12 protein-coding genes and 2 CRISPR repeat arrays (1 of these 14 running past the window's edge) are annotated in these 17557 nt (G+C 63.8%); of the genes, 2 read left to right on the top strand and 10 right to left on the bottom strand.

The window, feature by feature from the left end:
* Window positions 1–403: 403 nt before the first annotated feature.
* Both ACSVIK_RS19825 and prlC read right to left on the bottom strand, forming a co-directional pair.
* Window positions 404–667 carry a YheV family putative zinc ribbon protein gene (locus ACSVIK_RS19825; RefSeq protein ID WP_277373274.1) on the bottom strand — a complete coding sequence of 88 codons (264 nt, stop codon included), beginning with the start codon at window positions 665–667 and terminating at the stop codon, window positions 404–406.
* Window positions 664–2712, bottom strand: coding sequence for an oligopeptidase A (prlC, locus tag ACSVIK_RS19820; RefSeq protein WP_442445932.1), 2049 nt, complete (start codon window positions 2710–2712; stop codon window positions 664–666). The genes ACSVIK_RS19825 and prlC overlap by 4 nt, the downstream gene beginning before the upstream one ends.
* 128 nt (window positions 2713–2840) lie before the next feature.
* On the opposite strand from prlC, the gene ACSVIK_RS19815 reads away from it, so the two are divergent.
* Both ACSVIK_RS19815 and ACSVIK_RS19810 read left to right on the top strand, forming a co-directional pair.
* Window positions 2841–3383 carry a gamma carbonic anhydrase family protein gene (locus tag ACSVIK_RS19815; protein ID WP_418805037.1) on the top strand — a complete coding sequence of 181 codons (543 nt, stop codon included), beginning with the start codon at window positions 2841–2843 and terminating at the stop codon, window positions 3381–3383.
* Window positions 3380–3880: a GNAT family N-acetyltransferase gene (locus tag ACSVIK_RS19810; RefSeq protein WP_442445931.1), complete on the top strand. Its 501-nt coding sequence runs from the start codon at window positions 3380–3382 to the stop codon at window positions 3878–3880. The genes ACSVIK_RS19815 and ACSVIK_RS19810 overlap by 4 nt, the downstream gene beginning before the upstream one ends.
* Window positions 3881–3974: 94 nt before the next feature.
* Window positions 3975–5803: direct repeats of the CRISPR family, unit length 28 nt; unit sequence TTTCTGAGCTGCCTACACGGCAGTGAAC.
* 130 nt (window positions 5804–5933) lie between these two features.
* Here ACSVIK_RS19810 and cas6f read toward each other — a convergent pair.
* The 8 genes from cas6f to cas1f all read right to left on the bottom strand — a co-directional run bounded on the left by cas6f (window position 5934) and on the right by cas1f (window position 16006).
* Entirely contained in the window at window positions 5934–6503 is a 570-nt protein-coding gene (gene cas6f, locus ACSVIK_RS19805) for a type I-F CRISPR-associated endoribonuclease Cas6/Csy4 (RefSeq protein ID WP_442445930.1), read from the bottom strand.
* The gene (gene csy3, locus ACSVIK_RS19800) at window positions 6500–7528 is read right to left on the bottom strand and encodes a type I-F CRISPR-associated protein Csy3 (RefSeq protein ID WP_442445929.1); all 1029 of its coding nucleotides are present in this window, start codon (window positions 7526–7528) and stop codon (window positions 6500–6502) included. Before csy3 ends, cas6f begins: the two co-directional genes overlap by 4 nt.
* A gap of 12 nt (window positions 7529–7540) precedes the next feature.
* Complete coding sequence (csy2, locus tag ACSVIK_RS19795) at window positions 7541–8515, bottom strand: type I-F CRISPR-associated protein Csy2 (protein ID WP_442445928.1); 975 nt, start codon at window positions 8513–8515, stop codon at window positions 7541–7543.
* The gene (csy1, locus tag ACSVIK_RS19790) at window positions 8502–9818 is read right to left on the bottom strand and encodes a type I-F CRISPR-associated protein Csy1 (protein ID WP_442445927.1); all 1317 of its coding nucleotides are present in this window, start codon (window positions 9816–9818) and stop codon (window positions 8502–8504) included. Before csy1 ends, csy2 begins: the two co-directional genes overlap by 14 nt.
* A 322-nt stretch (window positions 9819–10140) precedes the next feature.
* Window positions 10141–11427, bottom strand: coding sequence for a HipA domain-containing protein (locus ACSVIK_RS19785; RefSeq protein ID WP_442445926.1), 1287 nt, complete (start codon window positions 11425–11427; stop codon window positions 10141–10143).
* The gene (locus tag ACSVIK_RS19780) at window positions 11424–11675 is read right to left on the bottom strand and encodes a helix-turn-helix domain-containing protein (RefSeq protein ID WP_442445925.1); all 252 of its coding nucleotides are present in this window, start codon (window positions 11673–11675) and stop codon (window positions 11424–11426) included. Before ACSVIK_RS19780 ends, ACSVIK_RS19785 begins: the two co-directional genes overlap by 4 nt.
* Before the next feature lie 126 nt (window positions 11676–11801).
* On the bottom strand, window positions 11802–15041 hold the full coding sequence (gene cas3f / locus ACSVIK_RS19775; protein WP_442445924.1) for a type I-F CRISPR-associated helicase Cas3f: 3240 nt from the start codon (window positions 15039–15041) through the stop codon (window positions 11802–11804).
* Window positions 15038–16006: a type I-F CRISPR-associated endonuclease Cas1f gene (gene cas1f / locus ACSVIK_RS19770; protein ID WP_442445923.1), complete on the bottom strand. Its 969-nt coding sequence runs from the start codon at window positions 16004–16006 to the stop codon at window positions 15038–15040. Before cas1f ends, cas3f begins: the two co-directional genes overlap by 4 nt.
* A gap of 136 nt (window positions 16007–16142) precedes the next feature.
* Window positions 16143–17557: direct repeats of the CRISPR family, unit length 28 nt; unit sequence TTTCTAAGCTGCCTACACGGCAGTGAAG; it runs 354 nt beyond the window's last position.

Here is a 17557-nt window from a genome sequence, read left to right as displayed (position 1 = left end):
CGTGAACTTCATTGGTGTTGGTCAGCCCGTGCCCGGCGCCGCTAACCCACCCTACGGTTCCCGTCCGGCGCAATGATCGCCAGCGCCACTTTGCCGAAGACGGTTGCGGCGAGCTGAAAAGCATCCCGTTGATTGTAGGAGCGAGCTCTGCTCGCGAACCATGGCAAACGGCAGAAGCTTCGCGAGCAGAGCTCGCTCTTACAGCGGGGCCCGCTTGCCAGCTCCTTTCCCAAGGGGCGAGGGTGCTGACCGGAGTCGCCATCACGTCCAGCGGCACGGTTTGGCTCCCCTCTCCCATTTATGGGAGAGGGGCTGGGGGAGAGGGTGCTTTTTCAGCCAGTAGCCCGGATGCCATCCGGGAAATACCTGGCACATCGCCCCGGATTGCATCCGGGCTACGTCGTTACTCGCTGGGCTTCTTCAGCTTGGGATTGGGAAAGAACTGCACGGCCTGCACATTGGGGTCGGCGGCCTTGGGCTTGAGGCCGCTGACGTTGACCCGGGTCGGCAATTCCTTGGGCACCGAGTTGCCGTTGGCATCCAGGGTATCGGCGTAGCCGCAGGCCACGCATTCGCGGTGTGGCACGCCGTCCTCTTCCCACATCTGGATCTTGTCCTGCTCGCTGCAGGCCGGGCATACGGCGCCGGCGATGAATCGCTTCTTCATGCTGCCTCCTGACTCAGGCCGAGGTGGCGCAACAGGGCGTCGATGCTCGGTTCGCGACCGCGGAAGTCGATGAACAGCACCATCGGTTCCTGCGAGCCGCCACGGGCCAGGATGGCCTCGCGGAAGGCGCGGCCGGTATCGGCGTTGAACACACCTTCTTCCTCGAACTTGGAGAAGGCATCGGCGCTGAGCACTTCGGCCCATTTGTAGCTGTAGTAACCGGCCGCGTAGCCACCGGCAAAGATGTGCGCAAAGCCGTTGGCGAAGCGGTTGTAGGCCGGCGGGCGCATCACCGACACCTCGCGCCGCACGCCTTCGAGCACGTCCAGCACGCTGCGGCCGTCGCCGTGGGTGGCGTGCAGCTCGAAGTCGAACAGGGAGAATTCCAGTTGGCGCACCATCATCAACCCGGACTGGAAGTTCTTCGCCGCCAGCATCTTGTCCAGCAGGGCCTGGGGCAGTGCCTCGCCGGTTTCATGGTGGCCGGAAATCAGCGCGAGGCCTTCCGGCTCCCAGCACCAATTCTCCATGAACTGACTCGGTAGCTCCACTGCATCCCAGGCCACGCCGTTGATGCCCGAAACGCCGGCATGCTCGACGCGGGTCAGCAAGTGGTGCAGGCCGTGGCCGAACTCGTGGAACAGGGTGGTCACTTCATCGTGGGTCAGCAGCGCCGGCTTGCCGCCGACCGGCGGGGTGAAGTTGCACACCAGGTTGGCCACAGGGGTGATCAGCTTGCCGTTGGCGTCGCGGCGCTTGTCGCGGGCGCCGTCCATCCAGGCACCGCCACGCTTGTTGGCACGGGCGTAGAGATCGAAGAAGAAGCGCCCGACATGCTGGCCGTTCTCCTGAATCTCGAACAGGCGCACATCCGGTTGCCAGGTGTCGAAGTCTTGCAGCTCGCGAATCTCGATGCCGTAGAGCTTCTGCACGATGGCGAACAGGCCGCTGAGCACCTTGTCCACCGGGAACCAGGCGCGCACCTCTTCCTGGGAGATGCTGTAGCGCTGCTGGCGCAGCTTCTCGCTGTAGTAGCCGACATCCCAGCTTTGCAGATCGTTCAGGCCGCGCTCGCTGGCGAAGGCCTGCAGCTCGGCCAGATCCTGCTCGGCGAAGGGCTTGCTGCGTACCGCCAGATCACGCAGGAAGCTCAGCACCTGGTCGGTGGACTCGGCCATCTTGCTGGCCAGGCTCAGCTCGCTGTAATTGGCGAAGCCGAGCAGGCGTGCCAGCTCCTGGCGCAGGTCGAGAATCTCGCTCATCAGCGGGCCGTTGTCGTTCTGCCCGGCGTTCGGCCCCTGGTCGGAGGCGCGGGTGCAGTAGGCGGCATACACCTCTTCGCGCAGGGCGCGGTCGTCGGCGTAGGTCATCACCGCGTAGTAGCTGGGGAACTCCAGAGTGATCAGCCAGCCGTCCAGGCCCTTGGCTTGGGCAGCCTGCTGCATCTGCGCCTTGGCCGAGTCGGTCAGGCCACTCAGCAGGGCTTCGTCGGTAACGTGCTTGCTCCAGGCCTGGGTGGCGTCGAGCAACTGGTTGGAGAATTTGCTGGTCAGCTCGGACAGGCGCATCTGGATTTCGCCATAGCGCTTCTGCTGCTCGGCGGGCAGGTCGATGCCGGATAGGCGGAAATCGCGCAGAGCATGTTCGAGGATGGTCTGCTGCGCCACGTCGAAATCGGCCGCCTCGGGGCTCTTGGCCAGCGCATCGTAGGCCTCGAACAGCGGTTTGTTCTGACCCATTTCCGTCCAGTACTGCGACAGCTTGGGCAGGCAGGCTTCATAGGCGGCGCGCAGTTCGGGGCTGTTGCACACCGCGTTGAGGTGGCTCACCGGGCTCCAGGCGCGGCCCAGGCGTGCGCCCAGCTCGTCCAGGGCCAGCACCAGGCCGTCCCAGCTCGGCTTGGCCTGCTGTTGTTCGAGCAGCTCGGCGATGGCGGCGCGGCTGTCGGCCAGGATCTGGTCGACGGCGGGCTCGACGTGTTCCGGTTTGATCTGCGAATAGGGCGGCAGGTCGAAGTCTTGCAGCAGGGGATTGTTCGCGGTCACGACGAGATACCTGTGGCGAAGGAGGGCGGTGTTGAGGTGGCTGGCATCCGAGAATGCAGCACGCTGACAACAGACATGGGGGCATCTTAATTACAATCAAGCTTTCTCGCAGCTCAGGAGCCTCTATCGTGGCCATTCGCAAATACCAACAGCATCTCCCGCAACTGGGCGCGCGCGTCTTCGTCGACGCCAGCGCCGTGGTCATCGGCGACGTGGTGCTGGGCGAGGACAGCTCGGTGTGGCCGCTGACCGTGATCCGTGGCGACATGCACCGCATCCGCATCGGCGCGCGCACCAGCGTGCAGGACGGCAGCGTGCTGCACATCACCCATGCCGGGCCGTTCAACCCGGAGGGTTTCCCGCTGATCATCGGCGACGAAGTGACCGTCGGGCACAAGGTCACCCTGCACGGCTGCACCCTGGGCAACCGCATTCTGGTGGGCATGGGCAGCATCGTCATGGACGGCGCGGTGGTCGAAGACGAAGTGATCATCGGCGCCGGCAGCCTGGTGCCACCGGGCAAGCGCCTGGAGAGCGGCTACCTGTACGTCGGCAGCCCGGTCAAGCAGGCGCGCCCGCTGACCGACAAGGAGCGCAACTTCTTCAGCTACACCGCCGGCAACTACGTCAAGCTCAAGGATCAACACCTGGCCGAGGGGTACGACCAGTGAGCGATGCACTGATCATCCGCCCCATCGAGGCTGCAGATTTCGACCAGGTCTGGCCGATCATCCGTGACGTGGTGCAGGCGCAGGAAACCTACGCCTATGACCCCGAGATGGATCGCGGCACGGCCTGGAAGCTCTGGGTGGAACTGCCGCGTGCCACCTTCGTCGCCGAACAGGATGGGCAGATTCTCGGCACCTACTACATCAAGGCCAATGCCGCCGGGCCCGGCGACCACGTCTGCAACTGCGGCTATATGACCGCGCCTGCCGCGCGGGGTAAGGGCGTGGCCAGCCGGCTCTGCGCCCATTCTCTGGAAGTGGCGCGCGAGCTGGGTTTCAGCGCCATGCAGTTCAACAGCGTGGTGGCCACCAACACGGTGGCCGTGGCGTTGTGGCAGAAGCACGGCTTCGCCATCGTCGGCACCCTGCCCAAGGCCTACCGCCATGCGCGGCATGGGTTGGTGGATTGCCATGTGATGTATCGCAGTTTGCTGGGCTGAGTGCTGTGCAGCCGCCCGAATGAGTAGCCTGGGTAGAGCACCGCGAAACCCGGGAAACTCTGCCCCGGGTATCGCTCCGTCCCACCCAGGCTACAGGCTGAGCTGCCTATGCGGCAGTGAACCGCGTTGGGCAGGAGATCCTGCTCAGCATCGATTTCTGAGCTGCCTATACGGCAGTGAACAGTTGCACCTTGCGCGTGGAGCGACGGGTCTTTTTCTGAGCTGCCTATACGGCAGTTAACACGCTCTACAAGCTCAGCGAGGCCACTCCATATTTCTGAGCTGCCTATACGGCAGTGAACGACTTGAAGCCAGGCGATGCCATGCTGGTGCTTTTCTGAGCTGCCTATACGGCAGTGAACGACGATCATGGGTGAAGCCGCGCGCCATTTCTTTTCTGAGCTGCCTATACGGCAGTGAACTCGGGAAGCCTGCCGAGCTGGGGCTCGGCTTTTTTCTGAGCTGCCTATACGGCAGTGAACGCACTGGCTACTACGGTGCGGCGTCGAGCACTTTTCTGAGCTGCCTATACGGCAGTGAACGTGCCGTCGTCGCCCACCTGCTTGACCTTGAATTTCTGAGCTGCCTACACGGCAGTGAACACGGCAGTCAGCCAGGGCCTGGCGGTGACCACTTTCTGAGCTGCCTACACGGCAGTGAACTTCGTATGCCAATCGACTCAACAAGTCATTCATTTCTGAGCTGCCTACACGGCAGTGAACCGCAGCAGGCTGCGTTGGTGTTCGGCGCTGACTTTCTGAGCTGCCTACACGGCAGTGAACTATCTACCACTGCGGATGCACGTAGCCTTCTCTTTCTGAGCTGCCTACACGGCAGTGAACCCGTCGTCGGCCAGGTAGAACTGGGTGGAGATTTTCTGAGCTGCCTACACGGCAGTGAACCAGCTCATAGACCAGACCATCGCCCAGGCGCATTTCTGAGCTGCCTACACGGCAGTGAACGCCTCAAGCTCAGCCAAAGCGGCGTCGCGCTCTTTCTGAGCTGCCTACACGGCAGTGAACAGCGTAAGGCTTCCAACGTCTCCAACCTGGCATTTCTGAGCTGCCTACACGGCAGTGAACGTGGCACCTGCCTGCACATCGAGCGGCAGCACTTTCTGAGCTGCCTACACGGCAGTGAACCCTGGCGCCTATCAGGAAATGGAAGAGGCTCATTTCTGAGCTGCCTACACGGCAGTGAACCGGCACCTCCTGCGATTTCTGACGCTCTGGCTTTTCTGAGCTGCCTACACGGCAGTGAACTTCCCTGATGCCACTCTTGCGAATGGCATCGATTTCTGAGCTGCCTACACGGCAGTGAACCCCGGCAATGTCCTCGATCAGTTGTGATTCGATTTCTGAGCTGCCTACACGGCAGTGAACCGGAAATGGTTGACGTTGCTCTGCGCCTGCATTTTCTGAGCTGCCTACACGGCAGTGAACGCGGTATCGGCCATCAGTGCCGTGGCGCGTGCTTTCTGAGCTGCCTACACGGCAGTGAACGCGCCGTTCACCCAGGCCGGGGCTTTCTTCATTTTCTGAGCTGCCTACACGGCAGTGAACGGCACGAAGGAATGCGGGCTGCAGGCGTGGTCTTTCTGAGCTGCCTACACGGCAGTGAACGGCTTGCTGGTCGGTGAATTCGTCGTCATCCATTTCTGAGCTGCCTACACGGCAGTGAACTTGTCTCGGCGCTCGAGTACCACCGCCCCGAATTTCTGAGCTGCCTACACGGCAGTGAACCCTACTGCACCGGCATCACCCTGCATGACGGTTTTCTGAGCTGCCTACACGGCAGTGAACGTCTTGCTCCAGTTCCTGCCAGGTTTCCGCCGTTTCTGAGCTGCCTACACGGCAGTGAACCCACATAGCAGGCGCGGCCGGCGAAGTCGTCGATTTCTGAGCTGCCTACACGGCAGTGAACTAGAGCCTGAAACCCCTAACCCTTTGATTGTTAAAGAACCATCCCTGTTTTGCCGCTGTTACCCCTTTTTTCGGAGCCACCTGCAAGTCATTGATTTTGCAGGGGCTCCGTTTGTGCTGGGAAAAAAGGGTCAGAACCAGGGGATGCTGGCCTGGGCGCTCAGGCCGTAGGCGCCGAAGGTGCCTGGGGTGGGGGCGTCGAGCAGTGGGCCGTGACGGATGAACAGGCGGAAGCTGTGGCCGCTGCCGTTGCTGCGCAGGCTGGCATAAGGCAGGTCGCAGCGTTTGCCGGCGCTGTCGGGGATGCGCTGGCGCGCCTCGGCTTCGCTGATGCCATGGCGCTTGATCAGGCGGCGGCGGGCGCGCTCGGGGTTGCTGTCCACCTGCACACGGCTGACGCAACGCCAGCGCACCTGCGCCGGGATCGGCGCCAGTTCGCCCAAGTGCAGGTGGTCGCGCATGCCGTTGAGCCAACCAAGCGCCATCAGCCTGTCCAGCGCCTCGGCACTGCCATGCAGGCGCAGGCGCGCGCCGAGGCCGTGGTCTGCTGTTTCCACATCCGGGAAGCTGATGCCCACATCGCTACGACGCAGGTCATGCAGGCCCCGGTGCAGCTTGGCCAGCAAGGCGCTCATCAACTGCGTGGCCGGGAACTCCGGGTCGGGCAGGAGTTTGAGGTCGAGGTAGTGATCCACGGTCATTTCTCCTCGGCGGCCCCGAATACGCCGCCACGGATGAGGTTGGCAATCACGTAGTGCTGCTGTTCCAGGCTCGGCACCGCGTCGTTGAGCACCCAGGCATCGAACAGGCTGTAGAAGTCGGCCTTGTCCTTGGGCTGGCGGTAGGCCTTGCCCTGGGAGGTGACGGAGCCATAGGGCTCGACGGCGATGGGGCCGAGTTCGCCGGCATCCGGATACCAGGTGTCGATGGTGCGCAGGGCATTGCCGATCTTCTGCGAGTGGATCGCGGCCATGTCGCCTACGTGGTAGAGCGTCTTGCTCTTGCTGCCTTTGCTGTCACCTCGGTCGAGGATCAGCTCTTGCGAGGGGAAGACTTCCTGGCCAGCGCCGATGCGTACGAAGGCCACCACCTCCAGCAGCAGGTGGCCTTTGCCCGCCAGGCCATCGGCGATCACCTGGCCCAGGCTGTCGACCTCGGCGTGGGCGGCGAAGGCGCGCAGCGGCAGGCTCAGGCCGTCGAATGTCCAGCGCTGTATGGCTTCGCCGTTTTGCAGGCGGGCGATCTGCACTTCCACCTGTTCGGCGCCGATGCGGTTGCGCCAGAGGAAGCGGCCATTGGCCAGGTTGGCGGCGTAGCGCCGGCCCAGTTCGGCGAAGCCCTGTTGGCTGACGTAGCCCTGCACGGTGGCCAGCAGCTTGGCCTGGTAGTCGGCATCGTTGCAGGCCGAGGGCGTACCGGCGCCGCCGAGCACGCGCAGGGTGAAGCGCACCTTGAGGGTGTCGGCGTCGGCGGGCAGGGCGGCGACATCGACGGTCTGCAGGTTGGGCGCCTGGATCGAGGCGTCCAGCTTGGCCGGGTCGCGATCCTTGGTTTTCAGGCGGTTGGAGATGGTGCCGCGCACGGATTTCTCGCGAATATGCACGGGTTGCCAGGTGCCAGCGTCACGCTCGCTCCAGCGCCCGGAAGAGAGCAGGGCGTCGGAGGGGTCGAGCTTGCGCTCGAAGGCGAGTACGGAGGCGGTGGTCAGTGTGGTGGTCTTGGCCATGGTCGGATGTCCTTATGCGTGGGCGTCGAGGTCGAGAAAGGGGGTGTTGCAGCGGAACAGGCCGGCATCGGGCTTGGCCTGGTGATACCAGAGCAGTTGGCGGATATCGCTGAAACGTAGCGGGCTGCGCCATTCGCCGAGGCCATAGAGGCTTTCGGCGAAGTGGAACGGCACCTCGCGGTCGCGGGCGTTGCGCACGCTGCCGGGGGCATGCGCTGACAGTGAGCGGTAACCCAGGGGGATGGGCACCAGCCAGCCGGCGCGCTGGCGCACTTGCCAGGTTTCGCGTGGCTCACCGTGGTCGTCCTTTGATCCGGGCGGGTCGACGTTCAGGCGGGTGAGGTCGAGCAGGGCGTCGAGGCTGGTGAGGCTGGCGTCCTGTTCCTGCAAGGCGTGGGTGTGCTGCGTCAGCAGGTCGTCACGGGGGATCAGGGCGAAGCCGGGTAACAGGCGTTGCGCCAGTTTACGGCTGAGGCGGGCACCGTCTTCGGCGTTGCCGGGCCAGATTTCCAGCGAGGCTTGGTTGCGTTCGCCCAGTTTCCAGGTCGGCGGCAGCAGGCTGCCACCGGCCAGGCGCATGCCGAGGGCGGTGTCCCAGGCGCGTTGGGCGATGGTTTTTTCATCCAGCAGGCCGTCGTAGAGCGCCATGCCGGAAACGCCGATCAGCAGGCTGACTTCCAGGTGCATGCGGCCTTCTTCGACGATGGCCGCTGTGCTGCCGTCCTTGCCCACCGGGTTGCGCGTGAGGTGGAACACCTGGGTGCGCTTGCCCGCCGGTTGTGAGGTTTGCGTTTGATGCCGGTGGCAGACGATGGCCACGCCGTCCAGGGCGATGTCCATGTCCTGGCTAAGCTGGCGCTGCAGGGCGTGGACGAAGCCGGTAAAGGCGGTGACGGCGGGAAAGCCCCAGGTCAGCGGGCCGGAAATGGCGTTGGCGTTCTGCACGCGCAGGCGTGGCAACAACAGCAGGGCTTCAGGCGCGTCCATGGTCGAGCATCTCCTTGAACAGGGTCAGTTCATCGTGCAGCACGCCACGCCAGTGCGCGGCCTCGTCTTCGCCGAGGCGCAGGGCGTCGTGGTCGAGCTTGGCGTTGAGCCAGTTGCCGAAGCGCTTGCTGGCTTGCTCCGGCCAGTCGCGCCAGAGGTGGGCGCTGTTGAACGCCTCATCATCGTGGGCGCGCAGCGGGTCTAGCCAGCGTCGCTCGCTGTCATCCAGGCGGCACTCGGCGTGGGCGCTCCAGCCGGCGGCCAGCTCGCCGTTGCGGTTGGCTTCCAGCAAGGCGGCGGCGTACTGGTGGCAGGCATCGGTGATTTCGCCGAGCAGGCGCGCGCGCTTGCGACGAATCTGCCAGTTGTTGTGGGCTGTCACGCGCAGGAAGTGCTGCAACTCGGCCACGCGGGCGCGTAGCGCCTTGTCGTTGCGGTAGATGAACTCGAAGGCCGAGTCGCGGCGCAGCGGCGGGCGCAGGTCGAGAGTGCGCCATTGCGGTGGCAGCGAGGCGAGCAGCCAGTTCTCGCCATAGCGTTCGCTGTTGAGTTGGCTGATGTTCTGCGGCTTGGTGCCACCGAATTTCTGGATCGCCAGATCTAGGTACTCGCAGTAACCGTGCGGGTGCGGTTGTTTGGCCTTGCGCGCATCGCGCGCCGCCTTGGCCGCCTCGCCGAAACGATCCTCACGCATGCGCCGTTGCACGCGATGCACCAGGCTGGTGGGGAACAGCGGCGCCAGCAGGTGGTAGCTGCCATCTGGCAAGGGGAAGTAGATCTGCTTGGCCAGGGTATGGGAGGCCGGCGTGCCTCGGCTTTCGGTGATAGCAGCGAAGCTGGCGCGCCAGGCCTCGGCCTGCGCGGCATCGTCACTGAGCGCGGCGAGCAGCTCGGCGTCGTGCTCCAGCAGGCGTTGCAGCAGGCTGCGGCCTGCGTGTTCCTGCTTGAGGAACTTGAACACATCCAGCGCCGCCGCGTTGCCCACCACGTCATCGTCCCACTGCTCGGCCAGGCAATGGCTGGACACCAGCCCTGGCAGGTCGAGCGCGGGCGGCGGCGCATGCAGGTTGCTGCCACGGGCATCCGGGTGAATGGGCTTGAGGGTGTGGGTGGCGAGCTGGATCTGCGCCACGCGCCGTGCGGCATCGGCGAGCCAGGCGTCGGGCTGGTGCTCGTCGAGCAGTTTCTGGCGCTTGGGATCGTCGTCGGCCAGCTTGTCGAGCTTGGTCTGTAGGCGGGTGTGGATAAAGGTGTGGATCAGGTCGCGCAGGGCGGCTGATTCAGATGAGCTCCTCGTCGCCATGGAACCTCCTGTTTAGGCGAAAGCATTGATGTCAGGACTGCCTGTCCGAATGGTAGGTGGTGCCATCATTTTGCCGGTTGCTCAGTTAGGCTAGTACATATTGGTGAGGGCGCAAGCTGATCCTTCAAGACAAAAACATATTAGCGCAAAGCAATAGGTGAGCTAGGCTGAAGGCACTACCGATCAGGTAGCTCAGAAATATTGCTTTGCACCTTTGTGTTCCTTCGACTGCTGAGCAAGCAGCCTCATGTAAAGAAATCGCCGTTTTCTTTATGCGTTGGGCGTGACGTGTAAAGAAAACAGCGTTTCTTTTACACGTTGTCTATTGCAGCCGAGCGGCCTGCTCTGCCACCAGTGCCCGAATCGCTCGCAGGCAACGCATTTCCCCTGCAAAGGTGGCGCGCAGCTCCGGGCGTTGGGCTGCAAGCTCGGCGTTTTCCTGTTCTGTCTGTGCCAGCATTTCATCGGCGTACGCGACGATGCGTGTCTGCATACGCTGCAACTGCGCGTTGGCCGGGGAGCGTTTCAGACCCAGCGCTTCGGCGGCATCGAGCAGATGCTGGCGGTCGATACGTGCCAGGTGCGATTCGTCGAGGAGCGGCCAGGCCAGGGTGGTCGCATGGGGCCAGCGATCCTGATCGAAGGCGCGGGTTTCGTAGACGGCGGTGCTCAGCAGGTCATAGAACGGCGACAACTGTTGACCGCGCGGGCCGACCAGAAAGCTGATGTTCTTCAGGTGGGCGTCGGTGTTGCCGATCAGCACATTGAACAGCAGCCAGTTGAACAGACGTGTACGGGTAACGGCGGGAGCTGTGGTCAGCCCCAGTAGCTGAACCAGGCGCTCGATGCTGCCGGCCTGGTACTTGAAATGACGATCCAGGCCGAGCATCTGGCAGGCGTCGATGCTGTGCAGGCGTTGCCAGGTGTCGCCCTGTGACTGGCGGTCGAAGCGCTCGATCAGATAGACCGGCTGGGGTACGTAATGACGGCTGACGTTGGGCACGGCCACACCGACGCGGGCGGCCAGGCGCATGCAGAACCACTCGTTGATCACCGAATGGGCGAAGGCGCGCTCGGGGTGATCCGGCTTGAGAATATGCGTCGAGGGTGCGGCGCCGACCGGTTCATACAGCTCGCCGCCTTTGAGCACCACGGCCAGCTTGTGCTGGGCGCCAGCCAGGGACATGCGCTTGTGGGCTTCGTGGGTCAGAGGCAGACGCGGCATGGCGGCGATGCGTCTGGCCAATGCTTCGTCCGTCAGAGGGCGCAGTGCGCCGCTCGGCAGTGCCTCGCCCGGCGGCAGCAGGGTCAATGAGCCGGCCGACTCGGCGCCGTAGTACGCCAGCAAGGCGAAGGCGTCGCTGGCTTCCAGGCGAGCATCGGCAGCCAGCAACTGGCGCTGGCCTTCTTCGGGCAGCAGATTGTCGAAGTACCACTGCACGGGGCGCTGGCTGCTGCCGTCTACGATGCTGCCCTGTGCCCGTGGCAGGTTCGGGCAAAGGTCGAAAGCGGCCCAGTTGTCGGCATAGCGGAAACTCCACACGCCATTGTCGTCATACAGATGCCCGACCAGGCGATCATCGATCCAGGCCAGCAGTTCGCGTTTCATGCGTCAGGCTCATCGGAGCGTGCTTGCACCTCATCCGGCAAATCGACGATCAGTCGTAGGCCCAGTCCGTCGAGCACCTGGAACAGCTTGCCCCACTGCACGCTCTCGCTACCGCGCTCGACCTTGCCGAGGAAGTTCTCGCTGACGCCGATACTGCCGGCGGCGTCATCCTGGCGGATGTTCTGTGCTTTGCGCGTCCGGCGTATCAACTCGCCCAGTTCGGCGGCGTTCTTGAGTGTGGTTTGCATATTGAATCCTCACGATTGTGAGGAATCTGGCATGTAATACCCGGTTGAGCAAGTAAATCCCCACATTCGTGAGGATTATTTGGCTCCTCACGACATGGCGAGCGCCAATCTTCACGATCATGAGGATTAACGTGCACGGGTGAAGCCCAGTGCCTCGTGCCAGCGCCAGGGGAGGTCGGTCAGGGTGCCGCTGTCGTTGTGCTGGCAGTCGAGGCTGAGGTATCCGTAGCGCATGGCGCAAACACGCAGGCTCAGGCCTTGCTGCTCGGCCATCGCTATCAGCTCGGCCTCGTAGCCGAGGTGGCCCCAGCGGTGGATGCGTGGGCCGTAGTCCAGCGGCAATGCTTCGAGCAGATTACCCAGCGGGCGCCAGGTGCCGTCTTCCTCGTCGCGGTGCAAGACATAGGGCGGCTCGTCGTCGCTGTTCGGCAGCAGGGCGTAATCGAGTTGTGGGCGACCTTTGCGAAAGCGTTGCGCGTTTTGCATCACGCCGCTGAGCGGGGCCGGCGTTTGCCACCAGAACGCTGCACTCAGTTCGGTATTGCTGGCGCCTTCCCCGAGCAGTTCGGCGCGCAGGCGAGCGTGCTCCAAGTCCACCAGGCGGGTTTTCGGCTGCAAGGGGCTGGCCTCTACGATGCGCGGCGCAGCGTCGATGGCGAGCGCTGCGGCGGGCAGCAGTTCACGCAGGTCGTGGCTGGCCAGGCGCAGGCGCTCGCTCTCGAAGCCGGGGCGGGTAAAGGCCTGTGCTTCGCCTTGCAGGGCCTTGAGGTTATGCGACAGCAGGTAGAGGTTGTCGCCCTCGCAGGCGCCGGGGCGATGACGGCGAATGCGCCCGGCGAGCTGAATGATCGAGCGCATGGACGAGGGTTCGACAATGGCCCAGTCGTAGTCGTGATCGCGGCCCACCTCGGCCACCGGCGAGGCGAGCACGACGAACAAATGATCGGCCTCCGGGTAACGGGCCAGGGCGTCGCGTACCGTGGGTTGGTCGAACACGGCCTGCGGATCATGGCGGCGCAGCAGCGCATCCAACTGGCGTTCGATGGCCGAGCGCAGCAGCAATGGGAAGCGCGCGTGGTAGACGCAAAGGTGCAAGCGCACGCCCTCGGGGGCGCCCTGGGCGTGCAGGGCTTGGGCCAGCTCGATCAGCGGGTCGATATTGGCCAGGCGCAGCAGGCCGAAGCTGACGCGTCGGCCGTCACTGGCCGTGCTGTGGTGACGCTGGTGCAGTTCGCTCATCCAGCTCGGTAATTGCTGCGCCAGCTCGGCGCAAATGACTGGGCGTTGTTTGCTGCTGGCACTGAGCGGGACGATGCGCGCGCGGCGGCGCACGGGTTGTGTGCTCAGGGCGGCCAGGCGCTTGTTGATAAAGGTGCTGTGCTGAATGGTGAAACCTTCGCCGTCGGCGTGCTGCGAGGCGTTGCAGGTGAACTCGTCGAACCAGGCGCAGCAGATGTCCGCCGAGGTGCCGGGCTCGCCTCGGTGCTGGCGATAGGCCGCGCGCCCGGCGCTGTAGGCCTCGAACAGGGCGCGCAACAGCGCTGGCGGCAAGGTGGCCGAGGAGAGCAGTACGCGGCTACCGAGCAGCCCGGCCCAGTGCACCAGGCGCGTCAGCGCTGGCAGGTCGGCCAGGTCGAAGTCGTCCGGTTCGTCCAGCACCAGGTCGGAGGTGAGCAGGCGCAGCATCGGCGCGATTTGCCGTCCGCCACGGGTGCTTTCGCAGGCGGGGATCAGGTGGTCGACGGTGCAGGCCAGCACGGGCGCGCTGACCAATTTGTGTGCCTGCGGGTCGCGTTGCAGCCAGTCCTTGAGCGGGCCGTCCTGCAGGTTGGCTTCGTAGTGCACGTGGCCATTGTCCAGCAGGCTGGCTGCCGATTCGCTGCCTCGGGCGGCGGCGCGCTGTTCGCGGGCGCCCAGCTCGAACAGCTCGCGTACTGCCGTGCCGCCGACTCTCACGGCCAGGTCGTCTTCATCCAGGCCAAGTTTTTCCCGGTAGGCTTCGCCAGTCTGCAAGGTCAGGGTGCGCAGGCCGAGGGCGATGGAAAAGCGCGCGCCGCGCTGCGGGTCGGCCAGGGCATAGAGGATGCGGCCGTTGGCCAGGGTCTTGCCGCAGCCGGTGGACGCCAGGTTGATGCCGAAGAAGCCCTGGCGCATGGAGGTTTCGCGCAGGCTGCAGGCCAGGTCGAAGGCCTTGTCCTGCCAGCGAAAGCGCTCGTCCGTGGCGCGGCGTTTGAAGCCCTTGTGCCGGGCGATGCGCGGCAGGCTGCGCTCCAGGCGCGGCAGCAGGCCGACGATGCGCCGGGCGCCCTGAGCGACGCCGAGCAGGTGTTCGTCGAGGCGTTGTTTCAGCGCGCCGTTGCTGTCCGTGTTGGCGTGGGCGGGAAAGGCGGCATCCCCCAGGCGGGCATTGCTCGGCAGGCTCGAATAGTGGTGGTCGGCAAGCATCAGCACCAGGCGCGACAGGTGCATGAGGTAGGGATCGCTCAGCCACTGCGGCGCGTTCTGCAGCAGGCCGGGGCGCTCCAGCATGGCCTGGGCGCAGGCGGCGACACCTTTGTTCCAGGCGGCGCTGGCGAACGGCAGATGGCCGGGCGGGAATTGCCAACAGGCGGCTTTTTCCGCTGGGCTGGCATCGGGGCGTGCGCCACACCAGTCGGGTTTTATCGGCGCCGGCAACAGTTTCAGGCCCGCTGCTGGCAGCTTGCCGCTGGGCAGACGGTGATGGCTGACGATCAGCCAGCCGATCACCTGCGCCAGCGGTGGCAGGTGCCGTTGCATGAACGGGCTGGGCTGTGGCTGTGGATGGTCGGCGCGCAGGCGGGCGAACCAGTCGGCATCGCCGTCTATCAACCGCTGCAGCCAGTCGGCATCGCTGGCGCCGCTGCCGACGAAGGCCTCGAACAGGCGCAGCGACACCCACTCATGTCGGTAGGCATCGGCCAGTGATCCCTTGCCACGCAGCTTGGCCTGGAAGGCGGCGTTGGCCTTGCCGACGTCGTGGAACAGCGCCGCCATCTGCGCCAGCAGCTTGATGGCCTCGGCGCTGTGCCAGTCGTTCTCGTCGTCCTTGCGCAGCACGTCGCGGCGGGTACTGTTGGTCGGCACCGCGCCCTGGGCGTTGAAACGGCTGGCGTCGCCGACTATCCACAGCAGCTCGCTGTGATCCTTGCCGCGTATCCAGTGGCAGGCCACGGCGGTGTTGCGCCGGGCGCTCTTCTTCAGCAGCTTGCGCAGGGTGTCCAGCCCGGCCTGGGTGATCGGCGTCTGCCAGGTGCGTTCGCCCCGGCGTTCGGCGAACTGGTCGAGGATGCGCCGGCTCTCCACCAGGGCGCGTTTGTCGCACTGGGCGATCAACAGCACGTTCATGCGCCGACCTGCTCGGCCACGGCCTTGAGGGTGTCGATCATGAAGTCCAGCGATTCGCTGCGGGTAAGGCTTTCGATACAGGCCTGGCGGAACTCCTGTTCCTCGTCGCCGCACACGGCACTGACGAAGGCCTGGGGCAGGATGGTGGCGTCTTTCACCAGATCGGCCACGTCGAACACCAGGCCGCCACGGCGCGTCTTGCCATGCAGCACGGCCAGGCCATGGGGGATGCCCAGCACCCAGGTGGCGCTGGCGGCCAGGCCGTAGGCCAGGTAGTTGCCGTGGTCGAGAAAGCGGTTGGCCGGGTCGCTGCCACTGCCCTTCTTGGCGCGGGTGAAGTCGCCATAGCTGACGGCGCGGGCGGCGAGGGCGAACAGTTGCTTGCTCAGGCGGGCTTCTTCGGTCAGCAGAAAGGTGTTGTCCGGGGCGGCCAGGATGGCTTGCTGCGAGGCATCGAGTGCGTGCTCCAGGGCGGCAGCATCGACCTGGAAACCGGCATCTTTCAGGGCGCGGCTGCTAAGCCATCCCTGGCGGATGCGTTGCAGGCGCGCCATTTGGAAGGCCTTGGCTGCCTCCAGACGTTTGCCGTCATCGAACCAGAACCCTACCCATTTCTGCAGATATTCTGTGGGGCGGTATTCGCTCTGTGGTGAGAACCAGGCGACTTCCACGTCCATCTCGTTGGCGGAAAACAGCGGTGTGCCGCCCCCGCCACAGAAGCCCACCAGCACACCGGCCTTGGCCAGCTCGCGCATCGCCGCCTGGGTGATCGAGGTGCCAGTGCCGAGCAGGATGGTAGTGGTGTTGGCGATGGGAATGTTCCAGTACAGCGACTGCTTGCCGGCATCGGTGACGTACTCCACCCGCCCGCCGTTGACCAGCACCCGACAGTGCTGCAGATAGTACAGGTTGGCGCGCTTGGAATGGAGGATGGTCTTGAGGTCGGAGGGGCTGATGTCGTCCATGAAAGGCTCCTGAGGCAATGCTGGCAGTTAAGCGCTTTTGCCAGAAGGTGCCAAGTGCAGGGGCGGCTTCGTTGACGATCTCATGGCCCATTCATGAGCGGCAGAGTGAAGCGGGACACCGGTCGCACCATGGCCTTTTCTGAGCTGCCTATTCGGCAGTGAAGACCGCTCTCGCCCGCGAGGCGTCGGGAGGCAGTTTCTAAGCTGCCTGTTCGGCAGTGAAGAGGCACAGGGCCGCGCTTTTGCTCCGCTCGCTTTCTAAGCTGCCTACACGGCAGTGAAGTGCGCGGTCGGCTTCGGCTTGCGACCGCCTCCGTTTCTAAGCTACCTACACGGCAGTGAAGCACTGCACCTGCTCAGCCTTGACGGTTGGGGCTTTCTAAGCTGCCTACACGGCAGTGAAGCGTGACCGATGCCGACCAGTACCGCGTGCACTTTTCTAAGCTGCCTACACGGCAGTGAAGCAAGCCCCTGCCGCGCGGCTGCGGCGGCACCTTTTCTAAGCTGCCTACACGGCAGTGAAGTGGCAAAAGTATCGCGAGCTGGGCGACAAGGTTTTCTAAGCTGCCTACACGGCAGTGAAGCGGCATGATGACGGGTCGCCCGCGGTCGACGTTTTCTAAGCTGCCTACACGGCAGTGAAGGGCCTTCACCGAGGCGATGGCGTCGTGTTCCTTTTCTAAGCTGCCTACACGGCAGTGAAGGATCCGCTGGCGGTCACTTTGTCGATCGACCATTTCTAAGCTGCCTACACGGCAGTGAAGACAAAGCGAATCGACGCCGCGATGAAGAACAATTTCTAAGCTGCCTACACGGCAGTGAAGACCAGGCTCAACACCCGCCCCGTTCGACCCCATTTCTAAGCTGCCTACACGGCAGTGAAGTCGTAATCCAGCGTGAGCTTGCCGTCCTTGAGTTTCTAAGCTGCCTACACGGCAGTGAAGGACGCTCTCGCTCGACAGTTGGCAGCCGTACTTTTCTAAGCTGCCTACACGGCAGTGAAGACCCGAAACTCATCATGGGCACAAACCCACAATTTCTAAGCTGCCTACACGGCAGTGAAGGCAAAACCCCTGCTCGTCTGCAAAACCCTGAGTTTTCTAAGCTGCCTACACGGCAGTGAAGATCAGCGGTAGCGGCTTGCTGCCACTTGGTTTTTTCTAAGCTGCCTACAAGGCAGTGAAGGTGATTCGCTTCCTGGGCGCGTCTGTCGTCGATTTCTAAGCTGCCTACACGGCAGTGAAGCCGTCTTGGTTTTCATCGCGCCGTGGGCGATGTTTCTAAGCTGCCTACACGGCAGTGAAGTGTCCGTATTGCCGGTGATCTTCACACCACCATTTCTAAGCTGCCTACACGGCAGTGAAGCTTGAGCAGCTCAGGATGCGTGATCGCTACATTTTCTAAGCTGCCTACACGGCAGTGAAGCCGAGGCACTGCCCCACTCAGGCCCTGTGGCTTTTCTAAGCTGCCTACACGGCAGTGAAGGTGGTGCCAGGCGAGGGATTCGAGGCCGGCACTTTCTAAGCTGCCTACACGGCAGTGAAGGAGCCG

It is taken from the genome of Pseudomonas sp. NCHU5216 (genome assembly GCF_052156495.1).
Classification (GTDB): domain Bacteria; phylum Pseudomonadota; class Gammaproteobacteria; order Pseudomonadales; family Pseudomonadaceae; genus Aquipseudomonas.
The sequence above is the reverse complement of the archived record's forward strand: the minus strand, read 5'-3'. Positions and strand labels throughout refer to the sequence as shown.

Bases quoted from the DNA above. Each gene is read 5' to 3' on its own strand.
- ACSVIK_RS19825 (WP_277373274.1), bottom strand. From the start codon at position 667: ATGAAGAAGCGATTCATCGCCGGCGCCGTATGCCCGGCCTGCAGCGAG.
- cas6f (WP_442445930.1), bottom strand. From the start codon at position 6,503: ATGACCGTGGATCACTACCTCGACCTCAAACTCCTGCCCGACCCGGAG.
- csy3 (WP_442445929.1), bottom strand. From the start codon at position 7,528: ATGGCCAAGACCACCACACTGACCACCGCCTCCGTACTCGCCTTCGAG.
- csy2 (WP_442445928.1), bottom strand. From the start codon at position 8,515: ATGGACGCGCCTGAAGCCCTGCTGTTGTTGCCACGCCTGCGCGTGCAG.
- csy1 (WP_442445927.1), bottom strand. From the start codon at position 9,818: ATGGCGACGAGGAGCTCATCTGAATCAGCCGCCCTGCGCGACCTGATC.
- ACSVIK_RS19785 (WP_442445926.1), bottom strand. From the start codon at position 11,427: ATGAAACGCGAACTGCTGGCCTGGATCGATGATCGCCTGGTCGGGCAT.
- ACSVIK_RS19780 (WP_442445925.1), bottom strand. From the start codon at position 11,675: ATGCAAACCACACTCAAGAACGCCGCCGAACTGGGCGAGTTGATACGC.
- cas3f (WP_442445924.1), bottom strand. From the start codon at position 15,041: ATGAACGTGCTGTTGATCGCCCAGTGCGACAAACGCGCCCTGGTGGAG.
- cas1f (WP_442445923.1), bottom strand. From the start codon at position 16,006: ATGGACGACATCAGCCCCTCCGACCTCAAGACCATCCTCCATTCCAAG.